Consider the following 19,624-nt stretch of genomic DNA (forward strand, 5'->3'; position numbering starts at 1 on the left):
GGCCTATTTAACTACTCATTTAGTCTTGCTTCATATACACTTACGCCTGTGTAAATACACCCTACAACTGAATACAAAATCGCCAGAGAAAAAAAGCTCTTGCGCAAAAATTACGCTACACTTATCAAAAAGCAATCGACCTAACGAATCAGTAAAAGTTATTAAGGATCTCTGATGACTCAACAACGCATTACTGTCATCCGCGGAGATGGTATCGGCCCTGATATTATTGATGCAGCAACTCAAATTCTGGATAAAGTAGGCTGTAACTTTGCCTATGACTACGCCGATGCAGGCCTGATGGCGCTGGAAAATCACGGTGAACTGCTACCGCAGGAAACACTCGATTTGATCGCCAAAAACAAAGTGACGCTGAAAGGCCCACTGACTACGCCGGTAGGCGAAGGCTTTACGTCGATTAATGTGAGCCTGCGAAAGCAATTCCAGCTCTATGCTAACGTCCGTCCGGTGCTGTCTTTCAAGGGCACTAAAGCACGCTATGAAGACATCGATATTATTACCGTACGCGAAAACACTCAGGGCATGTACTCCGGCTTAGGCCAGGTCGTCTCTGAAGACGGTACTGAAGCAGAGGCCCGCAGCAAAATTACCCGTGAAGGTGCCGAGAAGATCGTCACCTTTGCCTATGAGCTAGCCCGCCGTGAAGGCCGCAAAAAAGTCACTGCCGTGCATAAAGCGAATATTCTCAAATCCACTTCCGGTTTATTCCTGAAAGTAGCCCGTGAAATTGGTGAGAAATATCCGGACATCGAGTCTACCGAAATGATCGTAGACAATGCCTGTATGCAACTGGTTATGAACCCGCATCAGTTTGACGTCATTGTAACGACCAACCTGTTTGGTGACATTTTGTCAGATCTGTGTGCCGGCTTGGTGGGTGGTCTGGGTATGGCTCCCGGTGCCAACATCGGTGGTGAATGTGCCATTTTTGAAGCGGTTCATGGCTCAGCGCCGGATATCGCAGGCAAGAACCTGGCAAACCCAACCAGTGTGATTCTGGCTTCAGTTCAGATGCTGGAATACCTGGGTATGGCAGACAAAGCCGAAGCCATTCGTTCAGCTCTCAAAGACGTGATTGAAAGTGGCGACCGCACTACCCGCGATCTTGGCGGTCAGCACGGTACTACCGAATTTACTCAGGCCATGCTGGAACGTCTGTAAACAGCACGCGTGATTAAGTCAGATATCAAGCAAGTCTTCGGACTTGCTTTTTTTTGTCTCGCAGAAAGTGAACTTTTTCCTTACACCAGCCGAATCAATTAACAAATAAAGGAGAAAGCTATGCCTCAGACGACCCCTCAAAACACTATCGCCAACATGGCCGCAGTTCAGACGGCCATTGCCAATCAAAACAGGGCTGAACTAAAGCAACTGCTCGGCGCACAGCCTCTCGATCCATTACAAAAAGCTTATCTGAAAGAACTGGCGGAAATGGGTAGCGACGCTGAAATTCAAAACATTATCGACAGCGCCCCACAAAAAGATAAGCCTTAAACGTAGCTTAACAGCGATGAGTTGTGTAAAGATGGATTAAGGACAACTGACAGAGAATACCCATGACTAAGTCGCATATACCACGCCGACAATTTTTGCTATCGGCAGGTGCTGCTGCCAGCGCCGCAGCTCTGGCTCCCGTAACAATAGCTTCGGCGGGCGAAGTGACGCTACCGGCTATTCGCCACAGCGTTTTCTTCTGGTTAAAAAAACCCGGCAATGAGGCCGACCGAGATGCCCTGATTGCGGGACTGAAAACACTGGGAGCAATAGAAAGTGTCAAAGGGATCCAGATTGGCGTGCCAGCATCCACCGAAAAACGGGATGTCGTAGATAACAGCTTCGACGTTTCTGAAATGCTGATGTTTGATGATGTGGAAGGGCAAAATAGCTATCAGTCACACCCGATTCACCTGAAGTTTGTGGAAGACTGCGAGCATCTGTGGCGCCAGGTTGTCGTTTACGACTCCATCGCAGTTTAAACCACCTGATTATTCAGTCACCCCGGAGGCCGACTTATGGTGACCGCATCACAGGTTTTCCGGGCTGATATCCAATGGCAGGGTAAAGGCAAATTCAACGCCCTTTTCGGAGGCCGATTTAAACGCCAGGTCGCCTTTTAGTTTATTTTTTGCCAGGGCCTTAACAATGGATAAACCCAGACCACTGCCGCCCGCTTCTCTGCGAGTGGTAAAATACGGTTCAAAAACAGCTTGATGATCTTGCTCCGGGATACCGATACCGTTATCCCGATAGGTCAGTTTCAGCGCCTGAGCGTTTTGATCAAGTTCACTGTGCAAAGCAATTTGTTTTTCATCCACGCCGGAAAAGGCATGGTTAATTGAATTAAACACCAGGTTGGTAATAATTTGTGACAACGCGCCCGGAAAGGACCTCAGCACACAAGGCGGGATTTTCCCCAGGTGTAGCTTAATACCATGGCGCCTGAGCTCGGGCAAAATACTGTTGGTAGTGCTATTGAGGACGGGCTCCAACTCAAACCTGACAACCTGATCAGCGCCCTGATTCACCGCATTGGCTTTAAAATCGCCGATGAGTTTAACCGCCCTCTCCAAATTAAAAGCCAGTAAATCGGCCACATCACGCGACTCCTCGACAAAATGACGGAAAAACGATTCAGTCAGTTTTCCGGTAGAAAAATGCTTATTGAGCTCCTGTATTGACTCCTTCAGGTGAGATACGCCGGTTATGGCCACCCCGAGGGGGCTGTTAATTTCATGGGTCACACTGGCCACCAGCCTGCCCAGACTCATAAGACGTTCCTCTTCTGCCAGGGCATCATAGGTTTTTGTTTGCGGTAATGGCGCCGTTGAAAAGGTTTCTACCGAAAATAAAGGAGACTCAGTTATGCGGCAAATCGTCGGCAAAAGACTCTCTACCATCTTTTTGATTTCATTCAGCACTACGCTTTGGGGCTCGCTTCCGCTGAGCGCCAGTATGCCAATATAGCCATCACCTTTGCCACACAACCAATGCTGCAGCCAAGGTAGCTCAGGCGCTTCGCTGGCCAGTAACAAAGGATGACTCTGCCCTTTGGTTTCACTACACAAACACAGCGTCCCCTGACTCATAAGCTGTTCAGTATATTGCTTTGTAACCGCCGTTTGCGAGCGCCAGGGAAGCTCTCTGAGTAGGTTTTGGCGGCCGAGCATTATCGGCATCCATTCCCGGCTATCGGTCGACAACACCCACAGGGTGCAGATGTAATCACCCGGCAGCCGCTGCTGTAGCGCATCAATGGCATACTGCAACAGCGTGGTGCTTTCGGTATGACAACGAATAAGATCTGCCCATTCATAAGACCAGTCAAAATGCTCTGTACTCATTGAATTACCTTACCCTAGTCCGGATAGCGATTACGAATTCCCCAGAAGTCCTCGAAGTTATCGAGTAATAAATCCACCAGCTTTGGGTCGAAGTGCTCGCCTTTTTCTTTGAGCAGCTCGGCTCGCACGTTTTCCTTGCCCCACGGCTCCTTGTAGCATCGTTTAGACCCCAGCGCATCGAATACATCAGCCAGTGCGGCAACTCGTCCGGCAATCGGAATATCAGCCCCTTTTAAGCCCAATGGATAGCCTTTCCCGTTCCATCGCTCATGGTGAGTCATACAAATCATCGCGGCAACTTTGAGAATGGGCTTGGTTGATTTACGCAAGATGTCATGACCAACTGCGGCATGGGTTTTCATGGTTTCCCACTCTTCCAAATCCAGCTTGCCGGGTTTGTGCAGGATACGATCAGGAATGGCTACTTTGCCAAAATCGTGAAGCGGTGCAGCCCGCTTAATCACCAGGCATTCTTCTTCTGGTAAACCATACAATTGCGCCAGACGATAACTCACCAGCGACACCCGTTTTACATGGGCGCCGGTTTCCTTACTGCGCATCTCAACCGCATCTCCGAGCAGATAAACCAGCTCTCGCTGAGTATCCAGAATTTCCTCTCCCTTCAGTAAGCTGGCGTAAGTCAGTGCCACGTTAAAACAGTAGATATCGAGTAATTCCTGCTGCGCATTGGTTAGTTTGCCGTTAGTATCAACGTATAAAAGAGACTGAAAACCACTTTCTGTTTCGGTGTAGAAAACATAACCTTCTTCACTGTATAGCGAGCGTCCTTCGCTAAGCGCCGTATCAAACAAACGCTGCACAGACTCGGGTAACCCAGAAGAGTCATCTTCAGCAATAACATCTGCCATTGAGCCCGTAGCCGCCAGGATCCGCCGCTGACCGTGTAGGCCTTTTTCAGAAAAGGTAGTGCAATATACGGCGCTGGAGTCGAGCTGCAGTAAGTTCATAATCTCTTTGAGTACTGCCGTTGCGAACTCGCTCATAGAATTGGGCTTGAGCATTTTGCTGGTACTTTCGATGACCTGTCGCAACCCTTTGCGGTGCATATCAATAGTCTGAATATCCCGATAAGAACGTAAGCCGCTATACATAAGAGTTTTGAGCTTTTGACTGGTCAGTTCGGTTTTTTCTTTATAGTCGTTTATGTCGTAGCGTTCTATTACCTCATGTTCAGGCGCCTGGCCTGGCTGTCCGGTTCGCAACACCAGCCTAACCAAATGATTGCCCAACTCATTGCGAACTTTATGTACCAGGTCCAGCCCGGCGTGATCGGTTTCCATCACCACATCAACCAGCGCCAGAGCAATATCATCGTTGTCAGAAAAAATTTGCAGCGCCTCCCTGGCAGAATAAGCATGCAGAAAGCGGATCCGCTTACCATCAAACCGAAAGCGTTTAAGGGTCAGGTCGGTCACCTTATGCACCTCGACTTCGTCGTCAATGATTAACACGGTATAACCGTACTCTGCTTCAGCCTCGGTATTACTGGCTTTATCGGAAGATACTGTTTGCGATTGTGATGCAAAAAGTGGATTGGATATCACCGCTGACCTCACTTATTCAAGTCATGTAATTCAAAGGTCAACGCCAGACCTTCATCAACATAGATGTTTAAATCGCTGTTTAGTTTACCCTTAACCAGATTATAAACCACGCTCAACCCAAGACCGGCATTTCCGGCCCCACGGCAGGTTGTGAAAAACGGATCGACAATGCGTTTTAGCAAGGCTTTATCAACGCCGGTGCCATTGTCTTTAAACAGCAGTAAGTTGGTTTGTTTGTTACCCTCTCTGAATGGGTAAGTAATGCTAATTTCGCAATGCTTTTGGCTCGGTTCAAAGGCGTGACTCACCGCATTGCTGGCGAGGTAGTTTAGAATATCCATAATGACATCAGGATAGGTATGCACCAGTACAGACTTATCTATGTCGGCCTTTATTGTTACCAGGGAGCCAGGGAATTCGTTGTAAAACCGAACAATAAAATTGTCCACCAGTTCGGCAATAGCCACCGTCTCAAGGCTCATACTGGCATCGGCGCTAATCACATCCACTTTCTTAAAGCGGGCAACCAGGGCCGAAGCTTTATGCATGTTATTAAGCGACAGGCTCACCATTTCATCGCCGGACTCCATAAACTCTTTAAAACGGTCGCAGTCTAGACGGCCCTGATCATAATCATCACGCAGCTCTGCCATGATTTCCTGCAGATGAGACAGACTGGTAATGCCTATCCCCAACGGGGTGTTTACTTCATGGGCAACGCCGGCGACAAGGCCTCCCATTGCAGAGAGTTTTTCGTTTTCGACCAATCGTTGTTGAGCAAACTGCAAATCCTCAAAGGCGCTTTGTTTTTCACGGTTTACAGCCCTCAGGCGCTGTGCCTGTAGCACCAGATAAACAACCAGTAAGCTCAGCGCAAACGCGGCGATGGGGATGATTGAATAAGCCGCTTTATGATGAAAGAGTTTGTTTTGATAAGTAGACACCAGCCATTGGCGGTTAAAAAAATTCAGGGTCCCTACAAAATCCCCACTGGTAACATCTTCCTGCCCCCTGATTACCTGCTGATGTTTGCTGAAAACCAGGCTGGGCAACCCCGACTCCCGCTCAAATAGTGAGTAACCATTGTTAATTTGATTATCCAGGGTTTGATCAAGCGTATACCCGGCATCCACCAGAATGCCCACAAAGCCCTGCTGTTCAGCCACCCGTTGTAATACAAACGCGTAATAATGACGGTTTTCTGCGAATGTGAAAATCGGCGAAGCAACAGCCTCGCGAGGGTTGGATAAGCGTTTATAAAGCTTGTTAACGTCTGCTTTTTCCATAAGTTCAAATGATTTTACATTCTCTATAGATCTCGCCGCCTGCCAGTAAGTTGACGTTAACTTTTGCGTTGCCGGGTTATCCGGCTCAGCCAGATAAGTCATGGCAACTATATTACCAAACTGACTCATCAGCAGACTGGTATAGCTGGCAAATTCATGTGCCTCTACGGATTCGGAAGAACGAAAAAGCTGCGCCAGCGAGCTCAGCGCATAGGCGTTGTAATCAAGCTCCCTGCTCAACGTATCGATAAATTCTTGCATCGGGGCTTCGAAGCTGACTACCTGATCCTGTTTCAGTAATGTTTGGCTGACTAAGGTACCCATTACGGTAATCACTACTACGAATATTCCCCCCAGCAAATAAGTGGTCAGCTGACTGGGCATTGATGATTCCTGGATTTTTAATAACTATAGGATAGGAATGAAAAGAGCGGTAATTAATGTGCCGCAGAACGCCTGGCGAGCCCCGAACCAGACGTTATCATTCAGGACCTATTACACCTGCTTTACTAACAAGTGTTATCACTGGTATCGCAATCGCTGTTAAACAGAAATCATTAACCTTCTGTTTTTAATATAAATTTACAGGCTAAAAGTGCAAATTAAGAGCATAACTGGATAGACCATATTAAGCGCACGCAGAGCCTCCGGGCCAGATTGCAACTTTAGTATAAATTTAATGCTGAACAGCCTGAGGGGTGAATTTTCGGTATTTTGCCGGAATAAAAGGCAGTGCACTGAAGTAAAACTGGCCATTTTCTGTACTGCCACTTTTTGTGTCTGGTGAGTAAAGTAAAGGAGATGATTGTCATCATTCACTACTTTTAGGAGCTACACATGAAACTATCTATCGTTAAAATTTGTATGATTATGCTGGCACTGCTTGCTGGCTTTAATGCCGCTAACGCAGAGTCTTTAAAAATGACTGACAAGGTCGCTCAGGTGGCAACGACTGAATCTCTGCTAAACCTTAACACTGCCTCGCTGGAACAACTGATGGCGTTACCTGGAATTGGTAAAAGTAAGGCTGCGGCCATCATTAACTACCGGGAATCAGAGGGCCCTTTTAGCTCTGTGGATGAATTGACCAGGGTCAAAGGCATCGGCGTTAAAATGTTGGCGAAGCTTACCGGCAGTATCGAGGTGCGATAAGCCTGTTACACTATGGCAGCAGGTTATTTTCGGCGCAAAAAAAGCCGCGGATTGTCACCGCGGCTTTTAATTTAACGCAAGCTGGTAACTTGCGCGCTATGGCATTGCGTCCAGATCTTCGCCTTCTTTCTCTACCTGCGGTGGCATTAGGTCTTCTTTACTAATGCCTAATGACAGTGCAACAGAACTGGCGATGTAAATGGATGAGTAAGTACCTACCACCACACCAAATAACAATGCTGTGGCAAAGCCATGGATGAGTGCACCGCCTTTAAAGAACAAGGCAAGTAATACCAACACCGTGGTTAATGAAGTAATAATGGTTCGGTTTAACGTTTGGGTCAGTGAAATATTAATAATTTCCACCGGCTCGCCCTTGCGGATCTTGCGAAAGTTTTCGCGGATCCGATCGGAAACAACAATGGTATCGTTCAGCGAGTAACCAATTACCGCCAGCACCGCTGCCAGCACTGTCAGGTCGAATTCAAGCTGTAAGAACGAAAACAAACCCAGGGTGAGCAACACGTCGTGTACCAGAGCCGAAACAGACCCCAGTGCAAACCGCCATTCAAATCTTGCTGCCACGTAGATAAGGATACAGATTAGTGCTACCAGCATCGCCAGCCCGCCCTGCTCTGTTAACTCTTCCCCGACGTTAGGTCCGACAAACTCAATACGGCGTTTCTCAACACTGCTGTCCGCCTGTTGCAGAATCGCAATAACCTGATCGCCAATGGTTACGGCTTTAACCCCATCACGCGGCGCAATGCGGATGAGCACATCAGTACTACTCCCAAAATTTTGCACCACGGCATCAGGAAATTCGTTAGCCGCCAGAGACGAGCGAATTTCGCCCAGGTCTGCGGCCTGCTCATAACCCACTTCAATCAGCGTACCACCGGTAAAATCCAGGCCCCAGTTCAGACTGTTTGTCGCCAGTGAGAACACGGAAGCAAGGATCAGGATTGTAGATAACACCATTGCGGCCATCCGCAATTTCATAAAGTTAATGGTTTCGACTAGTTTCAATAATTGCATATCAGACGCTCCTATATCGCCAGTTTGTTAACACGGCGACCACCCCAGACGGTATTTACAATCACCCGGGTCACAATAATCGCGGTAAACATAGAGGTGGCAATACCAATCATCAGCGTGATAGAGAAGCCTTTAATCGGACCAGTTCCAACAGCAAACAATATAAGACCGGCTATAAAGGTCGTAATATTGGCATCGAGGATAGTAGAAAACGCACTGTCATAGCCCTGATGGATAGCCTGTTGCGGGCTGCGACCGTCACGAATTTCCTCGCGAATACGTTCAAATATCAGTACGTTGGCATCCACCGCCATACCGACTGTCAGTACGATACCTGCCATACCCGGCAGAGTAAGTGTAGCACCGGGGATCATCGACATAATACCCACGATCATCACCAGGTTAAGTGCCAGGGCTATATCAGCCACAACGCCAAAGGCTTTGTAATACACCAGCATAAAGACCATCACCAGGGCCAGACCCCAGATAATTGCCTGCATACCTAAATCGATATTTTCCTGACCGAGGCTTGGACCAACGGTACGTTCTTCAACAATCTGAATAGGCGCAATCAGTGCACCGGCGCGCAGCAGTAAACTTAAATCGCGGGCTTCTTTCGGTGAATCAAGGCCGGTAATCTGGAAGTTACTGGCAAACTGACCACGAATGGTGGCCACATTGATCACTTCTTCGTGACGTTCAAAAATCAACTTGTCGTTGGCGTCCCGCTCACCTGTCGCTTTATATTCAATAAAGACAGTAGCCATCGGCTTACCCACATTTTCGCGGGTATTGCGCGACATTTTATTACCGCCTTCGCTGTCAAGTGAAATGCTGACCTGAGGCAAGCCGTATTCATCAACACCGCTGTTGGCATCAATAATGTGGTTACCGGTAACGACTATGCGTTTATCCAGCAGCACCGGACGCTCACCTTCATACAGCAGTTGTGAACCCGGCGGCACCCGACCGGCAATGGCGTCACGGACATCGTTGTCCTGATCCACCATTCTGAATTCGAGGGTCGCCGTGGCATTCAGAATTTCTTTTGCCTGTGCGGTATCCTGAATCCCTGGCAGTTGCACAACAATGCGCTCTGCACCTTGTTTTTGAACAACAGGTTCGGCAACACCGAGTTGGTTTACCCGGTTACGGATAATGGTGATGTTTTGTTTGACCGCATAATCTCTAATTTCGGCAAGTTTAAGCTCGGAGAATCGCGCTCGCAGTACCAGATCGTCCATTTCCTGGTAGGTCAGGTCACGGTTACGGTTTTCCAGAAAAAACTCGGCTTTATCAAGCGTCTCTTCGTCGCGAAACTGGATATCAATAAATCCATCGCGGACGTTAACTGACCGATAACGGAGTTTTTCTTCACGCAGCGCCGTACGGAAATCGCTTTCGGCATCTTCCAGTGACTTACTGATGGCTTCGTTCATGTCCACTTCCATCAGGAAATGGACACCGCCACGTAAATCCAGGCCCAGTTTCATGGGTGTTCCACCCAATCCCTCAAGCCACTCTGGTGTATCAGGGGCGAGGTTCATAGCCACAACATAGTCAGTGCCAAGTTCACGATCGAGAAAATCCCGCGCTTTTAACTGGCTGTCTGAATCCGGCAGACGAATCAACAACTGCTCATTGGCAAATTCTACCGATTTAATGGGTATATTTTGCTCAGCCAGCGCGGTGGTGATTCGGGTTTCGAGTGCTGCAGTAACAGTGGCATTGCGCGAGCCGGAGATTTGTACGGCGTTATCTTCACCGTATAGATTTGGCAACGCATATAAGCCGCACATCAGTACCATAAAAAGTACGATCAGCACCTTAAAAAATGAGTTTTGGTTTAACACAAAAATTCCCTTCGACGGGCTGCAGTCAGTTACTGAGCCCGTTAAGCTGGTTACTTAGATAGACTTCATTGTGCCTTTTGGCAGCACAGCGCTCACGGCACTTTTTTGTACCACGATGTTGGTCTGGTCGTTCAGCGCAACTTCGATAAAATCCTTTTCGTCAGACACTTTGGTCACTTTGCCGACCATGCCGCCCTGAGTCAGAACTTCATCACCTTTGGTCAGTGATGACACCAGCGCTTTGTGTTCTTTAACACGCTTTGCTTGCGGACGATAAAGCAGGAAGTAGAAAATCAGGCCAAACACGCCCAGCATGATCAGCATTTCTAAACCGCCACTCTGGCCACCGCCGCCTGCAGTTTGTGCGTGTGCATCGGAAATAAATAAACTCATAATGTTCCCCGTTATAAATTGTTATAAAGCCGGTACCGGCATGTTTTTCTGTGCGTAAAATTCGCTGACAAATTCATCCAGAGTATTACTGGCAATCGCCTCCCGTAATCCCTGCATAACCCGCTGATAATATCGCAGGTTATGGATTGTGTTCAGTCTTGCGCCAAGTATCTCATTGCACTTGTCGAGATGATGTAAATATGACCGAGAATAATTTTTGCAAGTGTAGCAATCACAATTTTCGTCCAATGGACCCGTGTCATGCTTATGTTTGGCGTTGCGGATTTTTATCACACCTTCCGTGACAAACAAATGACCGTTCCGGGCGTTTCGGGTTGGCATGACACAATCGAACATATCAATGCCGCGGCGTACCGCCTCTACTATATCTTCGGGTTTACCAACGCCCATCAGGTAGCGCGGTTTATGCTCCGGGATTTTAGGCGCGGTATGTTCGATGATGCGGATCATGTCTTCTTTCGGTTCACCGACCGATAACCCGCCAATGGCATAGCCATCGAAGCCAATATCCTCAAGACCGGCCAGCGAGACATCCCGTAAATCTTCGTACATGCCCCCCTGAATGATACCAAACAGGGCTGAAGGATTGTCACCATGCGCATCTTTACTGCGTCTGGCCCAGCGTAGCGACAGTTCCATAGAAATGCGCGCTTCCTGTTCGGTGGCCGGGTATGGGGTACACTCGTCGAAAATCATCACAATATCCGAGCCGAGGTCGCGTTGCACTTCCATGCTCTTTTCCGGCGTGAGTAATATCTTTTCGCCATTAATGGGCGAGCGAAAGGTAACCCCTTCTTCGGTGATCTTACGCAAATCCCCCAGGCTGAATACCTGGAAACCGCCTGAGTCAGTAAGAATGGGCTTTTGCCAGTGCATGAAATCGTGCAGGTCACCGTGTTCTTTAATAATGCCGGTCCCCGGACGCAGCATTAAATGAAACGTATTACCCAGGCAGATATGCGCGCCGCTATCGGCAAGCTCTTCTGGCGTCATTCCTTTAACGGTACCGTAAGTACCCACCGGCATAAACGCCGGCGTTTCCACTTCGCCGCGTTCGAACACCAGTTTTCCTCGTCTGGCGCGACCGTCGGTATGGAGCAGTTCAAATTGCATGAGAGTTAATATCCTGTCTGATCATGGGGGCTAATTGCGCAGGCCCTCTGTCTGAGCTCAATTGAGGGCGGATTATACCAGCTATACCACAGAGATCATGTGTTAATGCTTTTTTCAATAAACATGCTGTCGCCATAGCTGTAAAACCGGTATTCCTGCTCTATGGCTTCAGCGTATGCCTTAAGCACATTGTCACGTCCGGCAAAGGCGCTAATCAGCATAATGAGGGTAGACTCCGGCAGGTGGAAGTTCGTAAACATGGCATCTACTACTCTGAATTCAAACCCCGGGTAAATAAAAATGTCGGTATCTGCCTGGAATGGTTTGATAACGTCTGTTGCACTGGCGTTAAGGGCAGCAGACTCCAGCGAGCGAACCGAAGTGGTGCCGACCGCTATAACCCGTTTACCGGCAGCTTTGGTTGCCCTGACGGCCTCCACTACATTCTGCGGTACTATGGCGTATTCGCTGTGCATCTTGTGTTCGATTACATTATCAACCCTGACCGGCTGAAAAGTTCCGGCCCCGACGTGCAGCGTAACATAAGCCAGGTTAACCTGTTTTTCAGCTAGCGCTTGTAAGATGGCATCATCAAAATGTAGCCCTGCGGTGGGTGCCGCAACTGCACCAGGCGCCTGATTGTAAACCGTTTGATAGCGTTCTTTGTCGCTGTCTTCATCGGCGCGATCAATGTAGGGCGGTAAAGGCATATGGCCATGAGCCTCGAGTTGCTCGAGGACCGAAGTCTCGCCACCAAAGTACAGTTCAAATAAGGCGTCCTGACGGCCGGTTACCGTAACTTCGACGGCCCCTTCTAACCACAGTTTGGTACCGGGTTTGGGCGCTTTACTGGCCCTTACATGGGCCAGCGCATTATGCTCATCTACAATTCGCTCAATCAGCACTTCCACTTTGCCGCCCGAGGCTTTCTGCCCCAGCAATCGAGCCGGAATAACCCGGGTATTGTTAAACACCAGTAAATCGCCGGGCTCTACCAGGTCCAGCATATCGCGAAATTGCTTATGCACTACCTCGCCCGTTTTCCCATCAAGGTGTAATAAACGGCTTGCAGTGCGTTCAGCAGTGGGATGTTTAGCAATCAAATGCTCGGGCAGTGTAAAACTAAAATCTGATAATTTCATGAAGCTCATATGTCGTATCAAATTGATCTTTAATCACTCGGAACACGCCTACAGCAAGGGGGTCCGGCAACATAGTCAGGTTTGCAATAAAAAACGGCGGGAGTGTAACACATCTGCGCTAAAAACGCTGCGCTGCCGGTGCAAATTACACGATGAATATAACAGAGTGAAAACGGCGGTTACTGACTCTCCACACAAGCAGAGGCTGGCAAAAAATTCTTTGGGGCACTCCACTGCGCCATCCTTTTACCAACTTTCACTGCAATTCCCTTACCAACTTTAGGTATTTATATTTATACGAATGGATACAGTCCGATACATAGTATTTCTTTTATATTTTTGAAATGAGGCTATTATTTAACCAAAGCGATGATGTTCTCCCATCTTCCTTATTCGACCCAGTCAATTTGACTGGGTTTTGTTTATGTGCCGTCCGGCTTTTATATCCCTGGCTTTTCGACTGTTTATTGGTCATCACTGGCCGCCAATATCTCTGCCATCATTTCGACAGACAGGGGTCTTGCCTTCAGCACGTAGAGGATTTGTAGCAACAGATCAGCCCCCAAAATGCCTTTATTCACCTTATTTCGCAGATTATCAGCCGTTTGCGTTACACCAATCTCTGCCAGTTTGTCACTGAGTCCCTGGTACTTAACGCCACGCAGCGACATTTCTGAGCGAATGATGCGTTGGACTACCATCCGCCATTGATTTTGCCCTTTCAAAAAACACCCCTTTGTGAATTATAATTTACATTGACACACTTTTTTACACATATAGACATAATTATTATTGACTATTGCCACTGTAATTGTCTACACTTTTCCTCGTTCAGGCAGATTTGCAAAGCCTTATCGGTCTGAACGGGCAATGAGAACACAACAGACTATCGGTTTAGTCACACTTTGTTGCACTAATTAACGCAAATTAACGCAAAGTCGTTGCAACAGTGTAGTAAATCTGACTAGAGTTAACGGCATTTAGCTGATTCGGTAAGGAGATATAGTATGGAATGGGATCTTGAACAACTTGAGGCCCTGTTTAAAAACATGGATGACCTGGTCGTCACCCGCGAAAAAGAATGTTTACTGATTGCAAATCAGGACGGGCTGGATGCCTGGCTGGCAATCAGCGGTGAACAAATTATCGTTGAGAGTTTACTGTTTAACGCATCGCAGGTTGCCGACAAAGCTGCTCTGGACCACGATATTCTGTCAACTCACATGCTTTTCCCACTCACAACAGTGGCCATATCCAACGTTAATGGAGAGGAATACTACACCGCATTTGGCGCGCTAAGTGCGCAATCCAAAGCAGAGAGTATTCAAATTGAAGTCACTACGTTATTCCAGAACGTGGCTGCTTTCCTTGACGCTTATGAGTCACATTTGAAGTAATTTAAGGAGAAATTTATGTCTGTTTGGAAAAAACTGATCACAGCAGTGAAAGGTGGTGCCAACGAAGCGGCCCAGTCAGTGGTAGATAGTCAGGCAATCAGAATTCTTGAACAGGAAATTCGGGAAGCAAAGGAAGAGTTGCGCAAATCTGATCATGCCCGTACTCAAATTCTGGCGAAGTGCAAACTGTCTCAACAAAAGGTCGATGGATTTAACCAGTCGATTGAAGAGTATGAAGCTCACGCCCGTAAGGCAATAGACAATGATCGCGAACTGGCATTGGACTGCGCACGCAAGGTAAGTGATTTAAAAGCCGAGCGCGACCAGGAACAACAGTATCTGGATCAGTTTAATGCATCTGAAAAGCAGCTGGCCAAAAACATTCAGCAAGCCAAAGCCAACCTACGTCGCTTAGAGCAACAGGTTGATATGGTTAAAGCGACTGAAAGCGTGCAAAAGGCTCAGGTTGCGGTATCTTCGCGTCATATGGGCGCAAACAGCAAAATGAAGACGGCGACTGAATCACTGTCGCGGATTCAGGAAAAGCAGAAAATGCGCACCGCGGAGCTGGAAGCAGCGGAAGAACTGGCTTCATCGGAATCGTCTGACGATTTAGAGAAGCGCCTGGCAGCGGCAGGTATCAAAGGCGGCCAGAGTTCGGCCGACGATGAGCTGGCACGCATTTTAGGCAAGTAAATAAAATCAAGCGGTTAAGACTCGGGTCTGCCTAAGGCGGGTACTTGTACTAACCGCTGTTTTTTTGCGAAGATGGAAGCACATAAATAACAAGGATTGCCAGTGGCGCCATTATGTGGATAAAAATCCGACGCGTAATGCTTAACTATTTTGCTGAATCGAGATGGTACACCATAGTCCTGGCCACGCTGTTCTATGCATTATCATCCTGGTTACTGCTGTACGCATTTGATGAACAGGCGCTGACCGAAAGCGTAGACTTTATCTACTGGCTCGCAGTGACCGGCTCTACGGTAGGCTACGGCGATCTCTCACCGCAAACCTCCGCCGGTAAACTGATTGTTGCACTGTATGTGATTCCGCTGGGATTAAGTATCTTTGCGATGATTGTAGGCCGGGTTGCCGCCTTTGTGGGAAATCAATGGAGAAAAGGTATTATGGGGTTATCCAGTCTTGATGTTAGCAACCATATTCTGGTCATTGGCTGGAATGAACAACGCACGTTACTACTACTCAAACTACTCCTGCAGGAACGTCAGTCCCTGGCTGAAAAGCCCGACATCGTGCTTTGTGTCAGAGCCGACATTACCAATCCCATGCCCGGTAGTATAGAATTCGTTCGGGTGGAATCGTTTAATAAAGATGAAGACATGGACAAAGCCTGTATCAGCGCGGCCTCCACCATTCTTATTGATAATCCCGAAGACGACTTAACCATGACCACCGCGCTATATTGTGCCCAAAAGAATCCGTCGGCCCATCAGGTTGCTTATTTTAATGATGAAAGTCTGGTCCGGCTGCTGCAGATGCACTGCCCACAGGTAGAATGTACACCCAGCGTTGCGGTTGAAATGCTCGCCAAAGCCGCTTTTGACCCCGGTTCCAGCACGCTGCACCACGATTTATTAAGCGTGGATGACGATGGCCAGGCACAATTTTCTCTGACTATTCCCCACTCGGTTGAGCCGGTGAGCTACCAAACCTTATTTATGGCGTTTAAACGTCAGTATGATGCCACCTTAATAGGTTGTGCCGGCGCTGAACGCGGCCAGTCCGTTACACTCAACCCCGCACTGAAAACGGTTATATCACCGCAGGATAAACTTTATTATATCGCCAAAGCCCGCATTACCGATATTAACTGGAATGCGCTCACGGAGCAGTGATATGTTTAAAAAATGGTTTAAATCAGATTCCCCCAAAAAGCCTGCCGCACCGGAGGTGATGGGTCTGTACTTAGGCGGCTCCTTTGAACTGGATGCGCTTAAGCTCAAACTACTCACGCCACAACTGTGTATAGAAGGCGCTGCCAGCCAGCATTTGATTCAGGCGGTGGGACAGGCAGAACTTGACAGTGGTGGCACGCTACTGCGTTTTTATACCGATGACGATGCTTTTTTGCAGGTGGTGCTAGATGGGGGCATGAGCGAAAATCACATAACTGATGTGAAGCTCTGGTATTTCTACTCCACCACTACCATTGGCAATCAGTCTCAGTGGCAACAATGCCTCAACCAACAGATTTCATGCCCCACCTATGAGCTGGAAGGCCATAGCTTTAATCGCGTATGGGATGCCGTGGGCGAAGAATCACCGCCGGTAGCCGTGACCGAGAAAACCTGGGAAGAAGACGGTGATGTCAGTGAGACTGATCAGTTTATGATGCTTTACGAACGTGAAATAGATAACGACAGAACAGAATCCCTGCTGGTCGCAGGTGAAGAGAAAATCGTAGGTTCGAATGCTGATCGGTGTTTAGTGATCAGTACGGGTTTTGATATTCACCCTTCCGACATTCGCATAAACGGCTAACAATAAGGAACACACATGGAAATGATTACTCAGTCGATGGCCGGACTTTTAAACTTCGCGCTGTATTTTGCGGTCTCCATTATTTACCTTTTCATTTTCAAAGTGGTGTACGCCATGGTGACGCCCCACGACGAATGGAAATTAGTAAAACAGGAAAAAAACGTGGCCGCGGCAATTGGCTTTGGCGGGGCAATGGTAGGCTTCAGCCTGGCGCTGGCGAGCGCCGCATCAAATTCACTCGGGCTAATCGATTTCACGCTTTGGGGTGTAGTAGCGGTAATAGCTCAAAGCCTGGCATTTGCATTGTTGCGCTTTAGCTTTATGCCGAAAATTGCTGAGCGAATTAACAACAATGAAGTCTCTGCCGGTATCATGCTTGCTGCCATGTCGATTGCCGTGGGTATTTTGAACGCCGCTTGCATGACTTATTAGGAGTTTTGCGATGAGCCATTCACAAAAACGTTCTAAAAGTATTCACCTTCACCAACTCCGTAAGGCGTTTGCCCTGAAGCCATTGGCCGTTGGCGTAGCCGGTATTATGCTATCGGCTTGTGGCGGCAGCCGGGAACAATCGAATATTTATGTGACTCCTGAAGATTGCCAGCAGGACAACCCGGAAGCAACCGGACAATGCCTCGCAGCTTACGAGTCGGCGCTGCAAGAGCATAATCGCACCGCGCCAAAATTTAATTCGCAAAACGATTGCGAATATGAGTTTGGTAATGACCGCTGTCAGTATGTGCAAAACTCTTCTGGTAGCTTTTTTATGCCCTTTATGGCCGGTTATATGGTTAGCCAGTTATTGCAACCGCGCCCTTATTACTCGCAGCCTTTATATACTTCATTTTCTCCTTATTCGCCGTTTCGTTCGCGGTGGGTTACCTCAAATGGCTATGTGTTTGATGGTGATATCAGAAGACGATCCTATAACGCTCCGTCGTCTGTGTTTGAGAAAAAACCAACGGTTAACCGAACTATAAAGCGCGGCGGTTTTGGCAGCTCCGTTCGGGCTAAATCCAGTTGGGGCAGTTCAGGCAGTAAGTCCAAGGGCTGGGGCGGCTAATATGTTCAGGATGGCCAGTCAGCCGCGGCACAACTGGCAACAGTTAGCGGCTGAATATGGTTTTCACTTTCACACGATGTATGGCGAGCCCTACTGGGATGAAAGTGCTTACTATCAGTTTACCTTACCGCAAATAGAGCAGGACATTGAAGATCCCAGTGCAGAATTACATCAAATGTGTTTGCATGTGGTGGATAAGGTCGTCAATTCTGAAGCCCTGCTTACACAATGCCAGATCCCGCAGCAACACTGGGATTTAGTCGCCACCAGCTGGCGTGAAAAACAGCCGTCTCTTTATTCACGGCTGGATCTGGTGTATGACGGTCAGTCACCGGCCAAGCTGTTAGAAAACAATGCAGATACCCCCACTTCTCTGTACGAAACCGGCTTCTGGCAATGGCTATGGCTGGAAAATCTGGTGGATGCTGGCAAGATTGCCCGCCATGCTGACCAGTTTAATTCTTTGCAGGAAAAACTGGTCTATCGCTTTGAGCAACTGCGACAACAATATGGCTATCAGCGCATTCATTTTAGCTGTTGCGAAGACTCAGTTGAAGATCGCGGTACCGTGCAATATTTGCAGGACTGCGCCAGCGCCGCGGGCATAGACGCGCCGTTTCTCTTTATAGAAGAGATTGGTCTTAGCGATACCGGCTATTTCACTGATTTAGACGACCAGGCCATCACCCATGCTTTTAAATTATACCCGTGGGAGTTCATGCTTCGGGAAGAGTTTGGTGATGCCCTTGTCGCTGCCGATGTGGGCTGGCTGGAACCTGCCTGGAAATCAGTTTTGTCTAATAAGGCATTATTGCCGTTATTATGGCAGGAGTTCACGAATCACCCTAACTTATTGCCAGCGTTTTTTGAAACAGATAAAAACCGGGCCAGCGGCGGACAATGGATTAAAAAACCATTATTTTCCCGCGAGGGCGCTAACATATCGTTACTTAACGATGATGACTCCCCAACTACCCTATCTGAGGGGCCATATGGTGAAGAAGGGTTTATCCTGCAGCAATACCATCCCCTGCCCCGCTATGGCGAACAGTATGTCTTAATCGGGAGCTGGCTGATAGATGATTTACCTGCCGGAATCTCAATCCGGGAAGATCGTTCACTTATTACTCAGGACCTGTCGCGCTACTTGCCACACATTATTTTATGAGACAGTTTACTTTATCCCAACAGCTCAAAATTTTAGGCGTACTCGCTCTTGGATTACTGGGAACCGAGATCATTAATCTAATACTCTCGAACTGGTTAAATCAATTTGGCATTCGCCCTCGCGCTCCAGGCAACCTGCCGGGGATTTTCCTGGCCCCGTGGTTACACGCAAACCTGACGCATTTCGCCAGTAACTTTCTGCCCCTATTGCTGTTTATGTGGCTGAGTATGCAATGGGGTAAGATGACTTTTATAAAATCTACCCTACTCATCTGGCTGGGTGCAGGGCTGCTGGTGTGGTTATTGGGTCGCAATGCCATGCATATTGGCGCCAGTGGCATTGTTTACGGTTATCTCGGTTTTTTGATTCTGGGTGGCTTTTATAGCAAAAAGTTACATTTATTGATTATTTCGGTAGTGATAGCCGTGCTATATGGCGGTATGATATTCGGAGTGTTGCCCTTACAGCGTTTTGTCTCATTTGAATATCACTTGTTTGGCTTTGTCATGGGCTTATTGAGTGCACATTTATGGGCAAAATCCTCTTAACATGCGGGCATTGAG

The 19,624-nt window shown here is 48.0% G+C and carries 21 protein-coding genes; 12 read left to right on the forward strand and 9 right to left on the reverse strand.

From position 1 onward, the window contains the following. Nucleotides 1-174: 174 nt before the first annotated feature. The 3 genes from AC27IB_RS00925 to AC27IB_RS00935 all read left to right on the forward strand — a co-directional run bounded on the left by AC27IB_RS00925 (nt 175) and on the right by AC27IB_RS00935 (nt 1,997). On the forward strand, nt 175-1,182 hold the full coding sequence (locus AC27IB_RS00925) for an isocitrate dehydrogenase (RefSeq protein WP_296049058.1): 1,008 nt from the start codon (nt 175-177) through the stop codon (nt 1,180-1,182). Between the two features lie 120 nt (nt 1,183-1,302). Next, the gene (locus AC27IB_RS00930) at nt 1,303-1,515 is read left to right on the forward strand and encodes a hypothetical protein (RefSeq protein WP_487118259.1); all 213 of its coding nucleotides are present in this window, start codon (nt 1,303-1,305) and stop codon (nt 1,513-1,515) included. Nucleotides 1,516-1,577: 62 nt separating this feature from the next. Then, nucleotides 1,578-1,997, forward strand: a complete 420-nt coding sequence (locus AC27IB_RS00935) for a Dabb family protein (RefSeq protein ID WP_296049056.1) — start codon at nt 1,578-1,580, stop codon at nt 1,995-1,997. A gap of 48 nt (nt 1,998-2,045) precedes the next feature. On the opposite strand, the gene AC27IB_RS00940 is transcribed toward AC27IB_RS00935, so the two are convergent. Genes AC27IB_RS00940 through AC27IB_RS00950 form a run of 3 tightly spaced genes read right to left on the reverse strand, consistent with a single transcriptional unit; the run spans nt 2,046 to nt 6,597 of the window. Continuing rightward, nucleotides 2,046-3,362, reverse strand: a complete 1,317-nt coding sequence (locus AC27IB_RS00940) for a sensor histidine kinase (RefSeq protein WP_487118261.1) — start codon at nt 3,360-3,362, stop codon at nt 2,046-2,048. 14 nt (nt 3,363-3,376) lie between these two features. After that, nucleotides 3,377-4,927: a DUF3369 domain-containing protein gene (locus AC27IB_RS00945; protein WP_296049054.1), complete on the reverse strand. Its 1,551-nt coding sequence runs from the start codon at nt 4,925-4,927 to the stop codon at nt 3,377-3,379. Between the two features lie 8 nt (nt 4,928-4,935). Then, nucleotides 4,936-6,597, reverse strand: coding sequence for a sensor histidine kinase (locus AC27IB_RS00950; protein ID WP_487118264.1), 1,662 nt, complete (start codon nt 6,595-6,597; stop codon nt 4,936-4,938). Nucleotides 6,598-7,050: 453 nt separating this feature from the next. On the opposite strand from AC27IB_RS00950, the gene AC27IB_RS00955 reads away from it, so the two are divergent. Then, a complete protein-coding gene (locus AC27IB_RS00955; protein WP_296049050.1) occupies nt 7,051-7,365 on the forward strand; it encodes a ComEA family DNA-binding protein in 315 nt (104 codons plus the stop codon). A gap of 96 nt (nt 7,366-7,461) precedes the next feature. On the opposite strand, the gene secF is transcribed toward AC27IB_RS00955, so the two are convergent. From secF to AC27IB_RS00985, 6 genes are all read right to left on the reverse strand, one after another. Then, nucleotides 7,462-8,403, reverse strand: coding sequence for a protein translocase subunit SecF (secF, locus tag AC27IB_RS00960; RefSeq protein ID WP_296049049.1), 942 nt, complete (start codon nt 8,401-8,403; stop codon nt 7,462-7,464). Between the two features lie 11 nt (nt 8,404-8,414). Continuing rightward, nucleotides 8,415-10,256: a protein translocase subunit SecD gene (gene secD, locus AC27IB_RS00965; RefSeq protein WP_487118266.1), complete on the reverse strand. Its 1,842-nt coding sequence runs from the start codon at nt 10,254-10,256 to the stop codon at nt 8,415-8,417. 54 nt (nt 10,257-10,310) lie between these two features. Beyond that, nucleotides 10,311-10,649 carry a preprotein translocase subunit YajC gene (yajC, locus tag AC27IB_RS00970; RefSeq protein WP_296049046.1) on the reverse strand — a complete coding sequence of 113 codons (339 nt, stop codon included), beginning with the start codon at nt 10,647-10,649 and terminating at the stop codon, nt 10,311-10,313. 21 nt (nt 10,650-10,670) lie between these two features. After that, nucleotides 10,671-11,783, reverse strand: a complete 1,113-nt coding sequence (gene tgt, locus AC27IB_RS00975; protein WP_296049044.1) for a tRNA guanosine(34) transglycosylase Tgt — start codon at nt 11,781-11,783, stop codon at nt 10,671-10,673. Nucleotides 11,784-11,878: 95 nt separating this feature from the next. Continuing rightward, a complete protein-coding gene (gene queA, locus AC27IB_RS00980; protein WP_487118269.1) occupies nt 11,879-12,925 on the reverse strand; it encodes a tRNA preQ1(34) S-adenosylmethionine ribosyltransferase-isomerase QueA in 1,047 nt (348 codons plus the stop codon). 464 nt (nt 12,926-13,389) lie between these two features. Continuing rightward, complete coding sequence (locus AC27IB_RS00985; RefSeq protein WP_296049077.1) at nt 13,390-13,626, reverse strand: DUF6471 domain-containing protein; 237 nt, start codon at nt 13,624-13,626, stop codon at nt 13,390-13,392. A gap of 306 nt (nt 13,627-13,932) precedes the next feature. On the opposite strand from AC27IB_RS00985, the gene AC27IB_RS00990 reads away from it, so the two are divergent. The 8 genes from AC27IB_RS00990 to AC27IB_RS01025 all read left to right on the forward strand — a co-directional run bounded on the left by AC27IB_RS00990 (nt 13,933) and on the right by AC27IB_RS01025 (nt 19,609). Continuing rightward, nucleotides 13,933-14,322 (forward strand): DUF2170 family protein, encoded by a 390-nt coding sequence (locus AC27IB_RS00990; protein WP_296049042.1) that lies wholly within the window; start codon nt 13,933-13,935, stop codon nt 14,320-14,322. A 15-nt stretch (nt 14,323-14,337) separates the two neighbouring features. Continuing rightward, nucleotides 14,338-15,018: a PspA/IM30 family protein gene (locus AC27IB_RS00995; RefSeq protein ID WP_296049040.1), complete on the forward strand. Its 681-nt coding sequence runs from the start codon at nt 14,338-14,340 to the stop codon at nt 15,016-15,018. 113 nt (nt 15,019-15,131) lie between these two features. Next, nucleotides 15,132-16,184, forward strand: coding sequence for a potassium channel family protein (locus AC27IB_RS01000; RefSeq protein ID WP_296049038.1), 1,053 nt, complete (start codon nt 15,132-15,134; stop codon nt 16,182-16,184). Between the two features lies 1 nt (nt 16,185). Continuing rightward, nucleotides 16,186-16,830: a YjfK family protein gene (locus AC27IB_RS01005; protein ID WP_487118272.1), complete on the forward strand. Its 645-nt coding sequence runs from the start codon at nt 16,186-16,188 to the stop codon at nt 16,828-16,830. Between the two features lie 15 nt (nt 16,831-16,845). Continuing rightward, nucleotides 16,846-17,262, forward strand: a complete 417-nt coding sequence (locus AC27IB_RS01010; RefSeq protein ID WP_296052875.1) for a DUF350 domain-containing protein — start codon at nt 16,846-16,848, stop codon at nt 17,260-17,262. 10 nt (nt 17,263-17,272) lie between these two features. Then, nucleotides 17,273-17,893, forward strand: coding sequence for a DUF1190 domain-containing protein (locus tag AC27IB_RS01015; protein WP_296052873.1), 621 nt, complete (start codon nt 17,273-17,275; stop codon nt 17,891-17,893). Between the two features lies 1 nt (nt 17,894). Beyond that, entirely contained in the window at nt 17,895-19,061 is a 1,167-nt protein-coding gene (locus tag AC27IB_RS01020) for a glutathionylspermidine synthase family protein (protein WP_487118275.1), read from the forward strand. Beyond that, nucleotides 19,058-19,609 carry a rhomboid family intramembrane serine protease gene (locus AC27IB_RS01025; RefSeq protein WP_487118277.1) on the forward strand — a complete coding sequence of 184 codons (552 nt, stop codon included), beginning with the start codon at nt 19,058-19,060 and terminating at the stop codon, nt 19,607-19,609. The genes AC27IB_RS01020 and AC27IB_RS01025 overlap by 4 nt, the downstream gene beginning before the upstream one ends. Nucleotides 19,610-19,624 lie beyond the last annotated feature (15 nt).

Source organism: Alteromonas sp. 4NH20-0104, from assembly GCF_057547795.1.